Annotated in this window: 12 protein-coding genes; 7 read left to right on the plus strand and 5 right to left on the minus strand. The window is 72.8% G+C overall.

Annotation, left to right across the window (positions count from 1 at the left end):
* Positions 1 to 76: 76 nt before the first annotated feature.
* From BLW57_RS24810 to BLW57_RS24820, 3 genes are all read right to left on the minus strand, one after another.
* Positions 77 to 316 (minus strand): heavy-metal-associated domain-containing protein, encoded by a 240-nt coding sequence (locus tag BLW57_RS24810; protein ID WP_093477510.1) that lies wholly within the window; start codon positions 314 to 316, stop codon positions 77 to 79.
* Positions 317 to 388: 72 nt separating this feature from the next.
* Positions 389 to 1,339 (minus strand): PrsW family glutamic-type intramembrane protease, encoded by a 951-nt coding sequence (locus BLW57_RS24815; RefSeq protein ID WP_093477511.1) that lies wholly within the window; start codon positions 1,337 to 1,339, stop codon positions 389 to 391.
* 92 nt (positions 1,340 to 1,431) lie between these two features.
* Positions 1,432 to 2,070 (minus strand): TetR/AcrR family transcriptional regulator, encoded by a 639-nt coding sequence (locus BLW57_RS24820; RefSeq protein ID WP_256339577.1) that lies wholly within the window; start codon positions 2,068 to 2,070, stop codon positions 1,432 to 1,434.
* A 159-nt stretch (positions 2,071 to 2,229) separates the two neighbouring features.
* Here BLW57_RS24820 and BLW57_RS24825 point away from each other — a divergent pair, with 159 nt between their 5' ends.
* Together BLW57_RS24825 and BLW57_RS24830 are read left to right on the plus strand one after the other, a co-directional pair.
* Positions 2,230 to 4,416: an MMPL family transporter gene (locus tag BLW57_RS24825; protein ID WP_093477513.1), complete on the plus strand. Its 2,187-nt coding sequence runs from the start codon at positions 2,230 to 2,232 to the stop codon at positions 4,414 to 4,416.
* Positions 4,417 to 4,498: 82 nt separating this feature from the next.
* Positions 4,499 to 5,548, plus strand: a complete 1,050-nt coding sequence (locus tag BLW57_RS24830) for a zinc-dependent alcohol dehydrogenase family protein (protein WP_093477514.1) — start codon at positions 4,499 to 4,501, stop codon at positions 5,546 to 5,548.
* A 50-nt stretch (positions 5,549 to 5,598) separates the two neighbouring features.
* On the opposite strand, the gene BLW57_RS24835 is transcribed toward BLW57_RS24830, so the two are convergent.
* Together BLW57_RS24835 and BLW57_RS24840 are read right to left on the minus strand one after the other, a co-directional pair.
* Positions 5,599 to 5,799: a helix-turn-helix transcriptional regulator gene (locus tag BLW57_RS24835; RefSeq protein WP_073900563.1), complete on the minus strand. Its 201-nt coding sequence runs from the start codon at positions 5,797 to 5,799 to the stop codon at positions 5,599 to 5,601.
* 329 nt (positions 5,800 to 6,128) lie between these two features.
* The gene (locus BLW57_RS24840) at positions 6,129 to 7,043 is read right to left on the minus strand and encodes a sugar phosphate isomerase/epimerase family protein (protein ID WP_093477515.1); all 915 of its coding nucleotides are present in this window, start codon (positions 7,041 to 7,043) and stop codon (positions 6,129 to 6,131) included.
* Positions 7,044 to 7,167: 124 nt separating this feature from the next.
* On the opposite strand from BLW57_RS24840, the gene iolC reads away from it, so the two are divergent.
* Genes iolC through mmsA form a run of 5 tightly spaced genes read left to right on the plus strand, consistent with a single transcriptional unit; the run spans position 7,168 to position 13,314 of the window.
* The gene (gene iolC / locus BLW57_RS24845) at positions 7,168 to 8,118 is read left to right on the plus strand and encodes a 5-dehydro-2-deoxygluconokinase (RefSeq protein ID WP_093477516.1); all 951 of its coding nucleotides are present in this window, start codon (positions 7,168 to 7,170) and stop codon (positions 8,116 to 8,118) included.
* Positions 8,119 to 8,129: 11 nt separating this feature from the next.
* A complete protein-coding gene (locus BLW57_RS24850) occupies positions 8,130 to 9,065 on the plus strand; it encodes a Cgl0159 family (beta/alpha)8-fold protein (protein ID WP_371127811.1) in 936 nt (311 codons plus the stop codon).
* A gap of 7 nt (positions 9,066 to 9,072) precedes the next feature.
* Complete coding sequence (gene iolB, locus BLW57_RS24855) at positions 9,073 to 9,912, plus strand: 5-deoxy-glucuronate isomerase (RefSeq protein ID WP_093477517.1); 840 nt, start codon at positions 9,073 to 9,075, stop codon at positions 9,910 to 9,912.
* The gene (iolD, locus tag BLW57_RS24860) at positions 9,909 to 11,795 is read left to right on the plus strand and encodes a 3D-(3,5/4)-trihydroxycyclohexane-1,2-dione acylhydrolase (decyclizing) (protein ID WP_093477519.1); all 1,887 of its coding nucleotides are present in this window, start codon (positions 9,909 to 9,911) and stop codon (positions 11,793 to 11,795) included. The genes iolB and iolD overlap by 4 nt, the downstream gene beginning before the upstream one ends.
* A 16-nt stretch (positions 11,796 to 11,811) precedes the next feature.
* Positions 11,812 to 13,314, plus strand: a complete 1,503-nt coding sequence (gene mmsA / locus BLW57_RS24865) for a CoA-acylating methylmalonate-semialdehyde dehydrogenase (RefSeq protein ID WP_093477520.1) — start codon at positions 11,812 to 11,814, stop codon at positions 13,312 to 13,314.
* The last annotated feature ends 95 nt before the right edge of the window (positions 13,315 to 13,409 follow it).

Below are 13,409 nucleotides of genomic sequence, written 5' to 3' on the forward strand. Positions count from 1 at the left end.
CAGACATCGGACCGGGCCGTACGGATCCAGTATCAGCTGGTCGGTGCGGCCCGGTCGGGGAAGGGGAGGGTGTTCCTCAGGCCTTGCCGGCCAGCTCGAAGCCGGCCTCGTCCACGGCGGCGCGCACGGCCTCGTCGTCCAGCGGAGCCGCGGACACGACGGTCACCTCGCCGCTCGACGCGACGGCCTTCACGGAGCTGACGCCGGGGATCTCGGAGATCTCACCGGAGACGGAGCCCTCGCAGTGGCCGCAGCTCATGCCGGTCACCCGGTAGACGGTGGTGACGGAGCCCGGGGTGTCGGTCTGGGCGCTCATGTCGTTCTCCTCGTCGAGGCGTGTGGGGCCGGCGGGGCCCACGGGGGGCCCAACGGTTCTCACACTATACCCCTAGGGGGTATTTCTCCAAGAGGAGTCCCGGCGCGCCAGCGACCGCACCCAGCCGATCCCGGCGAGCGCGACCAGGACCGTGCCGCCGGCCGCGAACAGCGCGAACAGGTGCTCCTGCCCGGCACCCGGCCCGGCCGGGTACCCCGGTGCGAACGGCCGGGTGGCGGGGCCGGTGCCGGACAGGCGGGCCACCAGCCGCAGCGCGATGCCGTGCGTGGAGTCCCACAGGGTGTGCAGCAGGCAGGCGCCCATGAAGGCGGCGACCACCGGCGGGGCGTACCGGAAGGTTCCGGTCGGCCGGCGCAGCGACAGCAGCGCGCCGCCCGCGACCGCCGTCCACAGGGCCTGCCCGAAGGGAGCGAGTACCCCGCGGGGCAACTCCGTCTCCAGCAGTGTCCGCAGGTCCGTTCCGCCGGCGGAGGCGACGGCGGCGAGGCCGTGTCCGGCGCTCTCCAGTGCGGCGAAACCGGCGCCGACGGCCGCGCCGAGCACCAGTCCGGCCCGCATCCCGCGGATGCCCGGCCGGCGGTGCAGCACGAAGACCAGCGCCCCGAGCTTGGCCGCCTCCTCGATCACGCCGACACCGAGGAACCGCCCGAGGGAGGGGTGCGCCAGGTGCCCCTCCGCCAGCGCGGCGCCGAGCACGCCCAGCGCGCCGCCGGCCAGGAAGCAGCCGAGGACCGCGCTCACGCCCAGGTCGCGGGCGTGCCGCTCGTACGCCCACAGCACGTAGGCGACCGGTACGGCGAAGCCGCCGAGCAGGATCAGCATCGGCAGCGTCGCGGTGCTCCGTGTCAGGTACGCCACGCAGGCGGCCGGCGCCCACAGGGCGAGGGCGCCGCACAGGGCGCGCCGCCACAGGCCCGCCCCGATGTGCGGGTACGGCGGTGGCGGCTGCTGCGGGCGGGGGATGCGGGCCCTGGGCCTGCCGGGCGGCGGGGAGTGGGTCACGTGCGTCCCCTCGGACTGCTGCTGGGCGATTTACCCGCACCTTAGGCAGGTGAGCCGGAAGTCGCAGTCCGGGGGATCTCGGCGGAACCGGGTCAGGCGCGGCCGAGCGAGGCGCCCACCAGCGGGTCCAGGTAGCGGACCAGGACGTCCTTGGTCTCCTGGACGTACGCCGCGCGCTCGGCGCCCTCGCGGCCGAGGACCAGCTCCAGGCCCGCCTTGTAGATGCCGAGGCAGACGTGGGCCGTGCGGGTGATGTCGGCCTGTGCGGTGCCGGGCATGAGGGAGGTGAGCAGCGCCTCGATGCGGCCGACCACGGTGGAGTGCAGCTGGTCGTGCGCCTCGGCCATCCGGCCCGGGATGTCGGGGCCGTGCATGAGGGCGAAGAACACGGGGTGGTCGGTGTTGAACGCCATGAACCGGTCGACGGCCGAACCGATCGCCTCCTCCAGCGGGGTGCCGGGAGGGACCGGTGCCAGTGCCTCGCCGTAGGCCTCCCGCATCTCGTGCATGAGCCGGTCGCCGAGCTCGATCGCGATCGCTTCCTTGTTCGGGAAGAACTGGTAGAGCGTGCCCGGTGAGACGCCGGCCTCCCGGGCGATGGCGTTGGTGCTCGCGGCCGTGTAGCCGGTGGTGCAGAAGACCTGGGCCGCGGCTTTGAGCAGCTGGGCGATACGGCGTTCGCCGCGGGCCTGGCGCCGCCGCGGCTGCTCCTTCTCCGAGGTGTCCGACACGCGTGATCCCCAGCTCTCCGAAGACGATTGACAAACGCGAGTGGTCGCTCGCATTCTTGAGAAACGCGAGCGACGTCTCGTGTTTGCCATTTTATGGCGATGGCTCCTCCGTGCCTCCGTCCTTGCAGGCACGGCTCCTGGTGAAGGGGACACCGCAGGATGACCGAAGTCAACAGCCCACCCCGGCCCGGCCGCTGGACCCGGCTCGTGACCGCACGGCCGCGCCTGTCGCTGCTGGTGGCCCTGCTGCTCACCGCCCTCGCCGTGGTGGCCGGCAGCGGTGTCGCCGACCGTCTCGGAAGCGGCGGCTGGGAGGACCCGGCGGCCGAGTCGACGTACGCGACCAAGGCGCTGGAGCGCGAGTTCCCCGGCTCCCAGCCGAACCTGCTGCTCCTGGTCGACGCCGGCCGCGCCTCGGTCGACGATCCCGCGGTGGCCGCCCGGGCCCGGGAGCTGACCGCCCGGCTGGCGGCGGAGAAGGGGGTCACGGGCGTCGGCTCCTACTGGCGGAGCGAGTCGCCCGCCCTGCGCGCCGAGGACGGCCACGAGGCGCTGATCGCCGCCCGCATCACCGGCGACGAGAGCGCGATGGGCAGGACCCTGGACCGCATCGCCCCCCACTACCGGGGCACGCACGGCCCGGTGCGGGTGAAGGTCGGCGGCATCGTCGCGGTCCGGCACGAGATGCAGAGCATCATCAAGGAGGACCTGACCCGCGCCGAGCTCATCGCGCTGCCCGTCACCCTGGTGCTGCTCGTCATGGTCTTCGGCAGCGCGGTCGCGGCCCTGCTGCCGCTGGGCATCGGCATCGTCGCGATCCTCGGGACGAACGCGGTCCTGCGCGGTCTGACCTCCTTCACCGACGTCTCGGTCTTCGCGCTGAACCTCACCACGGCCCTGGGCCTCGGCCTCGCCATCGACTACGCCCTGTTCATCGTCCGGCGGTACCGCGAGGAGCTGTCCACCGGCGCCGATCCGCTCACGGCGGTGGGCACGACCCTGCGCACGGCCGGCCGCACAGTGCTCTTCTCCGCGCTCACGGTCGCGGTGTCCCTGGCCGCCATGATGGTCTTCCCCCAGTACTTCCTGCGGTCCTTCGCCTACGCCGGTATCGCCGTGGTGCTCCTCGCGGCCGCGGCCGCACTGATCCTGCTCCCCGCCGCGCTCGTCCTGCTCGGACACCGGGTCAACTCCCTGGACCTGCGCCGCCTCTTCCGGCGCGGCCACGCGTCCGCGGCCGCCGACGGCACCGCCTGGGCCCGCGCCGCGTCTCTGGTCATGCGCCGCGCCCCGCTCTTCGCGCTCGGCACGACCGCCCTGCTCGTCCTCCTCGGACTGCCCTTCACCGGTGTGAAGTTCGGCACCGCCGACGACCGTCAGCTCCCGTCGACCGCCGAGTCCCACGTCGTGCAGCAGCACATCCGTGAGGGCTTCCCGGGCAGCCCCGGCGGCGGCCTGGAGATTCTCGCCCAGGGCAAGGGCACCGAGGCCCAGTACGCCTCTTACCGGCAGCGGGTGGCCGCCCTGCCCGAGGTCGCCCGTGTCGACGGTCCCCTGGTCCGGGGCGACGCGGCCTACTTCACGGTCCAGCCGAAGGGCGAGGCGGTCGACGAACCGGCCCAGCGCCTGGTGGGCGACCTGCGCTCGCTGCGGGCCCCCTTCGACACCCGGATCACCGGCACGGCCGCCGTGCTGGTCGACACCAAGCACGCGATATCCGAGCGTCTGCCGTGGGCGGCCCTGTTCATCGCCGTGGTCACCCTGCTGCTGGTCTTCATGCTCACCGGCAGCGTGCTGATACCCCTGCAGGCCGTGGTGCTCAACGCGCTCAGCCTGACGGCGATGTTCGGCGCGGTGGTGTGGGTCTTCCAGGACGGCCACCTCTCCGGCGCGCTCGGCTTCACCAGCCCCGGCTCCATCGAGACGACCCTGCCCGTCCTGATGTTCTGCGTGGCCTTCGGCCTCTCCATGGACTACGGCGTGTTCCTGCTCTCCCGCATCAAGGAGGAGTACGACCGCACGGGCGACCACGACGAAGCCGTGCGCCACGGCCTCCAGCGCACCGGCGGGCTGATCACCGCCGCCGCGGTCATCCTCGCGGTGGTGATGGTCGCCATCGGCACCTCGCGGGTGACCAACACCAAGATGCTCGGCCTCGGCATCGCGCTCGCCGTGCTGATGGACGCGATGGTGGTGCGCAGCCTGCTCGTCCCGGCCATCATGCGGCTCACCGGCCGCGCCACCTGGTGGGCTCCGGCCCCGCTGCGCCGCTTCCACCAGCGGTTCGGCCTCAGCGAGGGCGAACCGGCCGCCGTGGCAGAGGAGAAGGAGCCCGTACCGGTGTGAGCCCCGGCGGGGGCCGGTCCCGCCCGGCCTCCGCGGGCCGGGCACAGTGGACTCGTCCGGTGACCGGGGAAGGGTGAGGCACATGCGAGCGGTGGTCTTCGAGCGGTACGGCGAGCCGGCCGAGGTGCGGGAGGTCCCCGATCCCGAGCCCGCCGGGCACGGGGTGGTGGTGCGGGTCGAGGCGACGGGGCTGTGCCGCAGCGACTGGCACGGCTGGATGGGCCACGACTCCGACATCACCCTGCCGCACGTGCCCGGGCACGAACTGGCCGGTGTCGTCGAGGCGGTGGGCGCGCGGGTCACCGGATGGCGGCCGGGCGACCGGGTGACCGTGCCCTTCGTGTGCGCCTGCGGCACCTGCCCGTCCTGCGCGGCGGGCGACCAGCAGGTGTGCGAGCGCCAGACGCAGCCGGGCTTCCACCACTGGGGCTCGTTCGCGCAGTACGTGGCCCTCGACCACGCCGACGTCAACCTCGTCGCCGTCCCCGACGACATGGCCCACGCGACCGCGGCCGGCCTCGGCTGCCGCTTCGCCACCGCCTTCCGTGGCGTGGTGCAGCAGGGCCGGGTGGCCGCGGGGGAGTGGGTCGCGGTGCACGGCTGCGGCGGGGTCGGCCTGTCGGCGGTGATGATCGCGGCCGCCTCCGGAGCCCGGGTGATCGCCGTCGACGTCTCCCCGGCAGCGCTCGGCCTGGCACGGAAGTTCGGCGCCGCCGAGTGCCTGGACGCCACCGGTGTGCCCGACACGGCCGCCGCGATCCGCGAGCTGACCGGCGGCGGCGCCCACCTCTCCCTCGACGCCCTCGGCTCGCCCGCCACCTGCGCGGCTTCCGTGAACGGCCTGCGCCGCCGCGGCCGGCACGTCCAGGTCGGCCTGCTGCCCTCCGCCGACGGCACGACCCCGGTGCCGATGGCCCGCGCCATCGCCCTGGAACTCGAACTCCTCGGCAGCCACGGCATGGCCGCGCACACCTACCCCGCCATGCTCCGTCTGGTCCGCTCGGGCGCCCTGCGCCCCGACCTCCTCGTGACCTCCACCATCCCCCTCGACGCGGCCCCGGCGGCGCTCGCGGCGATGGGCACGGCGGCGGGGGCGGGGGTCACGGTCATCGAGCCGTGGCGCCGGGCCTGAGCCCGGCGCCGCACGGCAGTGGCCGCCCGGCACGGACGCCGGGCCGTCGATCAGTCCACTCTTCGGCCCCGGTTGCCGGGACGGGAGGCGACCCAGGCCCGGACGGTGTCGGCGTACCAGTAGGGCTTGCCGCCCTCCACATGGTCGGGCGGCGGCAGCAGCCCGTGCTTGCGATAGGACCGCACGGTGTCCGGCTGCACCTTGATGTGCGCCGCGATCTCCTTGTAGGACCAGAGCCTTCGGTCGGTCATGAGTTGCACCTCCCTGCGCGCGCCGCGGCGGCGACCGAGGACGGCCGTCGGGGGAGCCGGGCGCTGCGCTGGCGATCACCAAGCCTGTGCCCGGTGAACGACGCAGAGTGACCGGTGGGCAGTGCCTGTCGACCGGGTGTGACCGAGCACCCGCGTACACGCGACATGTGTGACACAAGGGGGGTGTTTGTGACAGAGCTGGGGCAGAGACTTCCGTCCGCACGGCGGCGTGGCGCGTCGACCCGGGGGCCGGCGCGTGCTCACCGCGCGGGCGTCCCCGGATTCCGCACGGGCGCGGGCGTTCCCGGATTCCGCACGGGCGCGGGCTCCTAGGCCCCGCACGAGCGCAGGAACGCCCGGGTCCGCCGGGCGATCGGCAGCGGCCGGTCCGGCTCGCAGGGGTACATGTCCTGCTCGACGATCGCGAAGAGCTCCACGCCGAGCCGCTGCGCCGCCTCCAGCACCGGTCCCAGTTCAGGTGTACCGGACGGGGGCTCGCACATCACGCCCTGGGCCACCGCCGGGCCGAACGGCGTGCCCTTGGCCCGCACGTCGGCCAGGACCTCCGGGTCCACCTGCTTGAGGTGCAGATAGCCGATCCGCTCGCCGTAGGTCTCGATCAGCTTGACGCTGTCCCCGCCGCAGTAGGCGTAGTGCCCGGTGTCCAGGCACAGCGACACCAGGCCGGAGTCGGTGCCGTCGAGGAAGCGGGTGACGTTCTCCTCGCTGTCGATGTGGGTGTCGGCGTGCGGGTGGACGACGATCGTGAGGCCGTACCGCTCGCGCACCTCCCGGCCGAGCCGCTCGGTCAGCGAGGTGAGGTTCCGCCACTGGCCGGCCGTCAGTTCGGCGGGCTCCAGAACCTGCCCCGTCCGGTCGTCGCGCCAGAAGGACGGGATGACGACCAGGTGCCGCGCACCCATCGCCCGGGTGAGGTCCGCGATCCCGGAGACGTGGGACCAGGTCTCCTCCCACACCTCCTCGCCGTGGTGCAGGCCGGTGAAGACCGTGCCGGCCGACACCTTCAGGCCGCGCCGGCCGGTCTCCTCGGCGAGCACCCCGGGGTCGGTGGGCAGGTAGCCGTAGGGACCCAGCTCGATCCACTCGTAGCCGGCGGCGGCGACCTCGTCCAGGAAGCGCTGCCAGGGCACCTGCCGGGGGTCGTCGGGGAACCAGACGCCCCAGGAATCGGGCGCCGATCCGATGCGGATGCGGGACAGTGAGGAGGGCGACAGCGACGTCATGGCCGCCAGCGTGCGGGCGGGGCCAGGGGGTGTCAAGGGCTGGTCCGAATGTCTGGACAAAACATTGACAGGGTCCGGCGTGCGGGACTACAAAGCCGGGGAGAGCCGTGACGAAGGGAAGCCGATGGCCTACGACCTGATCACCATGGGGCGGATCGGAGTGGACCTCTACCCACTGCAGACCGGTGTCCCGCTCGCCCAGGTGTCGTCCTTCGGCAAGTTCCTCGGCGGGTCGGCGACGAACGTCGCGGTCGCCGCCGCCCGGCTCGGCAGACGCACCGCCGTGATCACCCGTACGGGGGACGACCCGTTCGGCGTCTATCTGCACGAGGCGCTGCGCGGCTTCGGCGTCGACGATCGCTGGGTGACCCCCGTGCCCGGGCTCCCGACCCCGGTCACCTTCTGCGAGGTCTTCCCCCCGGACCACTTCCCGCTCTACTTCTACCGCCGGCCGAAGGCCCCCGACCTGGAGATCGACGCCGCCGAACTGGACCTGGACGCCGTCCGCGACGCCCGGATCTTCTGGGTCACCGGCACCGGCCTGAGCGAGGAGCCCAGCCGCACGGCGACCCTCGCCGCCCTCGCCCACCGGGCGAAGTCCGGCACGACGGTCTTCGACCTGGACTGGCGCCCCATGTTCTGGACCGACCCGGACGCCGCCCGCCCCTTCTACGCCGAGGCGCTGCGCCACACCACGGTCGCCGTCGGCAACCTGGACGAGGTCGAGGTCGCGACGGGGGTGCGCGAACCGCACGCCGCCGCCCGCGCCCTGCTCGACGCCGGTGTCGAGCTGGCCGTCGTCAAACAGGGACCCAAGGGAGTGCTCGCCGTCGACCGCGCGGGCGAGTTGGCGGAGGTCCCGCCGCTGCCGGTCGAGGTGCTCAACGGCCTCGGCGCCGGGGACGCCTTCGGCGGCTCCCTCTGCCACGGCCTGCTGGCGGGCTGGGACCTGGAGACGGTCATGCGGTACGCCAACGCGGCCGGCGCCATCGTCGCCTCCCGCCTGGAGTGCTCCTCCGCGATGCCGACCCCGGACGAGGTGGCCGCCGCGCTCGACGCCGGAGCGGTGCTGTGAGGGCCGGCCGCGTGGCGGGCACGTGGACCCACGGCGGCGACGGGGCCGCCCGGCGCCCCCTGGTGGACGTGGCCGAGCTGGTCCGCATCCGCACCCGCCACCCCGAGGCGATCGAGGAGGCCGCCGCCCGCCGGGCCCGGCGCCCGCTGCTCGGCGAGAGCGGCCGGCTGATGATCGTCGCCGCCGACCACCCCGCCCGCGGCGCGCTCGGCGTCGGCGACCGCGGGCTCGCCATGGCCAACCGCGCCGACCTGCTCGAACGCCTGTGCCTCGCGTTGTCCCGGCCCGGTGTGGACGGCGTCCTCGCCACCGCCGACATCCTCGACGACCTGCTCCTGCTCGGCGCCCTCGACCACAAGGTCGTCATGGGCTCCATGAACCGCGGCGGCCTCCAGGGCGCGAGCTTCGAGCTGGACGACCGCTTCACCGGCCACCGGCCCGAGGACATCAGCCGTCTCGGCTTCGACGCCGGCAAGCTGCTGCTGCGCGTCGACTACGCCGACCCGGGCTCCCTGACCACGCTGGAGTCCACCGCCCGGGCCATCGACGCCATGGCGGCACACCGGCTGCCGGTCTTCGTGGAGCCGTTCATCAGCCGCCGCACCCCGGAGGGGAAGCTGCGCAACGACCTGTCGGCCGAGGCGGTCACCCGGTCCATCGCCATCGCCTCCGGCCTCGGCGGCTCCTCCGCCTACACCTGGCTGAAGGTGCCGGTCACCGAGAACCCCGACGACATGGCCCGGGTCATGGAGACGTCCACGCTGCCGGCCGTGCTGCTCGGCGGCGACATCGGCGACTCCCCGGAGGACCAGGTGGCGGCCTACGAGAAGTGGCGCGGTGCGCTCCGACTGCCCACCGTGCGCGGCCTGGTGGTCGGCCGCTCGCTGCTGTACCCGGCGGACGGCGACGTGGCCGCCGCCGTGGACACCGCCGTAGGACTGCTGTGAGGACCGCATGACCAGCACCGACCTGCATCTGCCCCGGGGTGCCACCGCGAACGCCCGGTACGCCGTCGACATCGGCCCCGAGTCGGCCGGCTGGGCGTACAGCAGCCTGCGCGTCGTCGAGTTGGCGCCGGGCGGCCGTCATACGTTCCCCACCGGCGACAGTGAATGGATCGTGCTTCCGCTGGAAGGCGGATGTACCGTACAAATTGAGACTGCGTCAACCGAGCAGTGCGAGTTTCAACTCCTGGGCCGGGACACTGTGTTCGCGTCGGTCTCCGACTTCGCGTACGCACCCCGGGACGCCCGGGTCCAGATCGCCTCCGGCGCGGGAGGCCGCTTCGCCCTGGCAGGAGCGAAGTGCGAGCGACGACTCCCCGCCCGCTACGGCCCCGCGCCGGAGGTCCCCGTCGAGGAACGCGGCAGCGGCACCTGCGCCCGCCGGGTGCGCAACTTCGCCTCCGCGGACTCCTTCGACTGCGACCGGCTGATCGCCGTCGAGGTGATCACCCCCGGTGGCAACTGGTCCTCGTACCCGCCGCACAAGCACGACGAGCACCGGCCGGGCGAGGAGTCCGAGCTGGAGGAGATCTACTACTTCGAGATCGAGGGTCCGAACGGTCTGGGGTACCAGCGCGTATTCCCCTCGCGCGAGGGCGGCAGCGACGTCCTCGCCGAGGTCCGCTCCGGTGACGCCGTCCTCGTCCCCGACGGATGGCACGGCCCGTCGATCGCCCAGCCCGGCCACGCCATGTACTACCTGAACGTCATGGCCGGACCCGGCGCGACGCGGGAGTGGCGGATCTGCTTCCACCCCGACCACGTAGAGAGCACAGGGGGGTACCGATGACCACCTCGACGACGAGGCTCACGGTCGCGCAGGCACTCGTCCGCTTCCTCGCCGCCCAGTACACCGAACGGGACGGCGAACGGCGGCGGCTGATCGGCGCCACCTGGGGCATCTTCGGCCACGGCAACGTCGCCGGGCTCGGCCAGGCGCTGATCGAGTACGCCGGCGTCATGCCCTACCATCAGGGCCGCAACGAGCAGTCCATGGTGCACGCGGCGGTCGGCTACGCCCGCCAGTCGGGCCGGCTGTCCACGCACGCGGTCACGACGTCGATCGGCCCCGGCGCGACGAACCTCGTCACCGGCGCCGCCCTCGCGACCGTCAACCACCTCCCGGTCCTGCTGCTGCCCGGGGACGTCTTCGCCACCCGCCCCGCCGACCCCGTCCTGCAGCAGCTGGAGGTGCCGTACGCGGGCGACGTCTCCGTCAACGACACCTTGCGTCCGGTGTCGAGGTACTTCGACCGCGTCACCCGCCCCGAGCAGCTGATCCCCAGCGCGCTGCAGGCCGTACGGGTCCTCACCGACCCCGTGGAGACCGGCGCGGTCACCCTCGCCCTGCCGCAGGACGTGCAGGCGGAGGCGTACGACTGGCCGGAGGAGTTCTTCGCCGAGCGGGTGTGGACCGTCCGCCGGCCGGGTGCCGACCCGACCGAACTGGCGGAGGCGGTCCGCGCGGTCCGGGCCGCCCGCAGGCCCCTCGTCGTCGCCGGCGGCGGGGTCCACCACAGCCGTGCCGAGGCGGCCCTCGCCGAGTTCGCCGCGGCCACCCGGATACCGGTCGCCTCCACCCAGGCCGGCAAGGGCGCCCTGCGCCACGACCACCCGCAGGACGTCGGCGGCATCGGCCACACCGGCACGGCGACCGCCGACGAGCTGGCCCGTACGGCGGACCTGGTCATCGGGATCGGCACCCGGTACACGGACTTCACCACCGCGTCCGGCACCCTCTTCGAGAACCCGGACGTCCGCTTCCTGAATCTCAACATCGCGCCCTTCGACGGCCACAAGCTGGCCGGACTCCCACTGGTCGCGGACGCCCGCAGCGGCCTGGGCGAGCTGACCGAGGCACTCGTGATGCACGGGCACCGGGTCGCCGGCTCCTACGTCACCGAGTACACCGAGGACAAGGAGCGCTGGGAGCAGCGGGTCGACGCCTGCTTCGAGGCGGACGAACCCGACGTACGGCCGACCCAGCCGCAGGTCATCGGCGCCCTCGACGCGCTGGTCGACGAGTCCGACATCATCATCAACGCGGCCGGCTCCCTCCCCGGCGACCTGCACAAGCTGTGGCGGGCCCGGTCGTCCGACCAGTACCACCTGGAGTACGGCTACTCCTGCATGGGCTACGAGATCCCGGCCGCGATCGGCGTAAAGCTGGCCGCCCCCGAGCGGAACGTGTGGGCGCTGGTCGGCGACGGCACGTACCTGATGATGCCGACGGAGATCGTGACCGCCGTGCAGGAGGGGATCGCGATCAAGGTACTGCTCCTGCAGAACCACGGGTACGCGTCCATCGGCGGCCTGTCGGAGGCGGTGGGCGGCGAGCGGTTCGGCACGGCCTACCGGTTCCCGACCGACGAGGGCACCCTGACGGGCGCCCCGCTCCCCGTCGACCTCGCCGCCAACGCGGCCAGCCTGGGCATGCGGGTGCTGCGCGCGAGGACCGTGGGCGATCTGCGCGAGGCGCTCGCCGAGGCGCGGGCCGCCGACACTCCCACATGTGTCTACGTGGAGACCAAAACGTCCGACACTGTGTCGGGCGCGCCTCCGGCGCAGGCCTGGTGGGATGTTCCTGTGGCCGAGACCGCGACCCGACCGTCGGCGGTCAAGGCACGAGAGCTGTACGAACGGCACGTCTCGACCCGACGCCGCCATCTGTAATAAGGAGTCTCTGGGCATGACGAAGATCGTCAACCACTGGATCGGCGGGAAGACCGCCGAAGGCGCGTCGGGTGCGTACGGGCCGGTCACGGACCCGGCGACCGGCGCGGTCACCACCAAGGTCGCGTTCGCATCGGTCGAGGAGGTGGACGCGGCCGTCGCGGCGGCCAAGGACGCCTTCGCGACATGGGGCCAGTCCTCGCTGGCCCAGCGCACCACGATCCTGTTCAGGTTCCGCGCGCTGCTCGACGCCCACCGCGACGAGATCGCCGAGCTGATCACCGCCGAGCACGGCAAGGTGCACTCCGACGCGCTCGGCGAGGTCGCGCGCGGCCTGGAGATCGTCGACCTGGCCTGCGGCATCAACGTCCAGCTGAAGGGCGAGCTGTCCACGCAGGTCGCCAGCCGCGTGGACGTGGCGTCCATCCGCCAGCCGCTCGGTGTCGTCGCCGGCATCACGCCGTTCAACTTCCCGGCGATGGTTCCGATGTGGATGTTCCCGATCGCCATCGCGACCGGCAACACCTTCGTGCTCAAGCCGTCGGAGAAGGACCCGTCGGCCGCGATCAGGATCGCCGAGCTGCTGTCCGAGGCCGGTCTGCCCGACGGCGTCTTCAACGTCGTCCACGGCGACAAGGTGGCCGTGGACCGGCTGCTGGAGCATCCGGACGTCAAGGCCGTCTCCTTCGTCGGCTCGACCCCGATCGCCCGCTACATCCACACCACCGCCTCCGCCAACGGCAAGCGCGTGCAGGCCCTGGGCGGCGCCAAGAACCACATGCTGGTCCTGCCGGACGCCGACCTGGACGCGGCGGCCGACGCGGCGGTCTCGGCGGCGTACGGCTCGGCCGGCGAGCGCTGCATGGCCATCTCCGCGGTCGTGGCCGTGGGCGGCATCGGCGACACGCTGGTGGACAAGATCCGCGAGCGCGCCGAGAAGATCAAGATCGGCCCGGGCAACGACCCGACCTCCGAGATGGGCCCGCTGATCACCAAGGCGCACCGCGACAAGGTGGCCTCCTACGTGGAGGGCGCCGCCGCCGAGGGCGCCGAGGTGGTCCTGGACGGCACCGGCTACACCGTGGACGGCTTCGAGGACGGCCACTGGATCGGCATCTCGCTGCTCGACAAGGTGCCCACGAGCGCCAAGGCGTACCGGGACGAGATCTTCGGCCCGGTGCTGTGCGTGCTGCGCGCCGAGACCTACGAGGAGGGCGTGGCGCTCATCAACGCCTCGCCGTTCGGCAACGGCACCGCGATCTTCACCCGGGACGGCGGCGCCGCCCGCCGCTTCCAGATGGAGATCGAGGCGGGCATGGTCGGCGTGAACGTGCCGATCCCGGTGCCGGTGGGCTACCACTCCTTCGGTGGCTGGAAGGACTCGCTCTTCGGCGACCACCACATCTACGGCAACGACGGCACGCACTTCTACACCCGCGGCAAGGTCGTCACCACGCGCTGGCCCGACCCGGCCGACGCCCCGGCAGGCGTGGACCTGGGCTTCCCGCGCAACCACTGAGTGCCGCCCGGAGGTCGCCTCCGGTCCCCGTCAGGCCGTCCGGATTCCGGACGGCCTGACTTTTTTTTGACGCCTCGGCTGCGATTCTCGTTAGT

The organism is Streptomyces sp. 1222.5 (genome assembly GCF_900105245.1).
In the GTDB taxonomy this organism is placed as follows: Bacteria; Actinomycetota; Actinomycetes; order Streptomycetales; family Streptomycetaceae; genus Streptomyces; species Streptomyces albidocamelliae.

What these genes read in the sequence shown, in the direction of transcription:
- BLW57_RS24810 (WP_093477510.1), bottom strand. Translation starts at nt 316, where the DNA reads ATGAGCGCCCAGACCGACACCCCGGGCTCCGTCACCACCGTCTACCGG.
- BLW57_RS24825 (WP_093477513.1), top strand. Translation starts at nt 2,230, where the DNA reads ATGACCGAAGTCAACAGCCCACCCCGGCCCGGCCGCTGGACCCGGCTC.
- BLW57_RS24830 (WP_093477514.1), top strand. Translation starts at nt 4,499, where the DNA reads ATGCGAGCGGTGGTCTTCGAGCGGTACGGCGAGCCGGCCGAGGTGCGG.
- BLW57_RS24835 (WP_073900563.1), bottom strand. Translation starts at nt 5,799, where the DNA reads ATGACCGACCGAAGGCTCTGGTCCTACAAGGAGATCGCGGCGCACATC.
- BLW57_RS24840 (WP_093477515.1), bottom strand. Translation starts at nt 7,043, where the DNA reads ATGACGTCGCTGTCGCCCTCCTCACTGTCCCGCATCCGCATCGGATCG.
- iolC (WP_093477516.1), top strand. Translation starts at nt 7,168, where the DNA reads ATGGCCTACGACCTGATCACCATGGGGCGGATCGGAGTGGACCTCTAC.
- iolB (WP_093477517.1), top strand. Translation starts at nt 9,073, where the DNA reads ATGACCAGCACCGACCTGCATCTGCCCCGGGGTGCCACCGCGAACGCC.
- iolD (WP_093477519.1), top strand. Translation starts at nt 9,909, where the DNA reads ATGACCACCTCGACGACGAGGCTCACGGTCGCGCAGGCACTCGTCCGC.
- mmsA (WP_093477520.1), top strand. Translation starts at nt 11,812, where the DNA reads ATGACGAAGATCGTCAACCACTGGATCGGCGGGAAGACCGCCGAAGGC.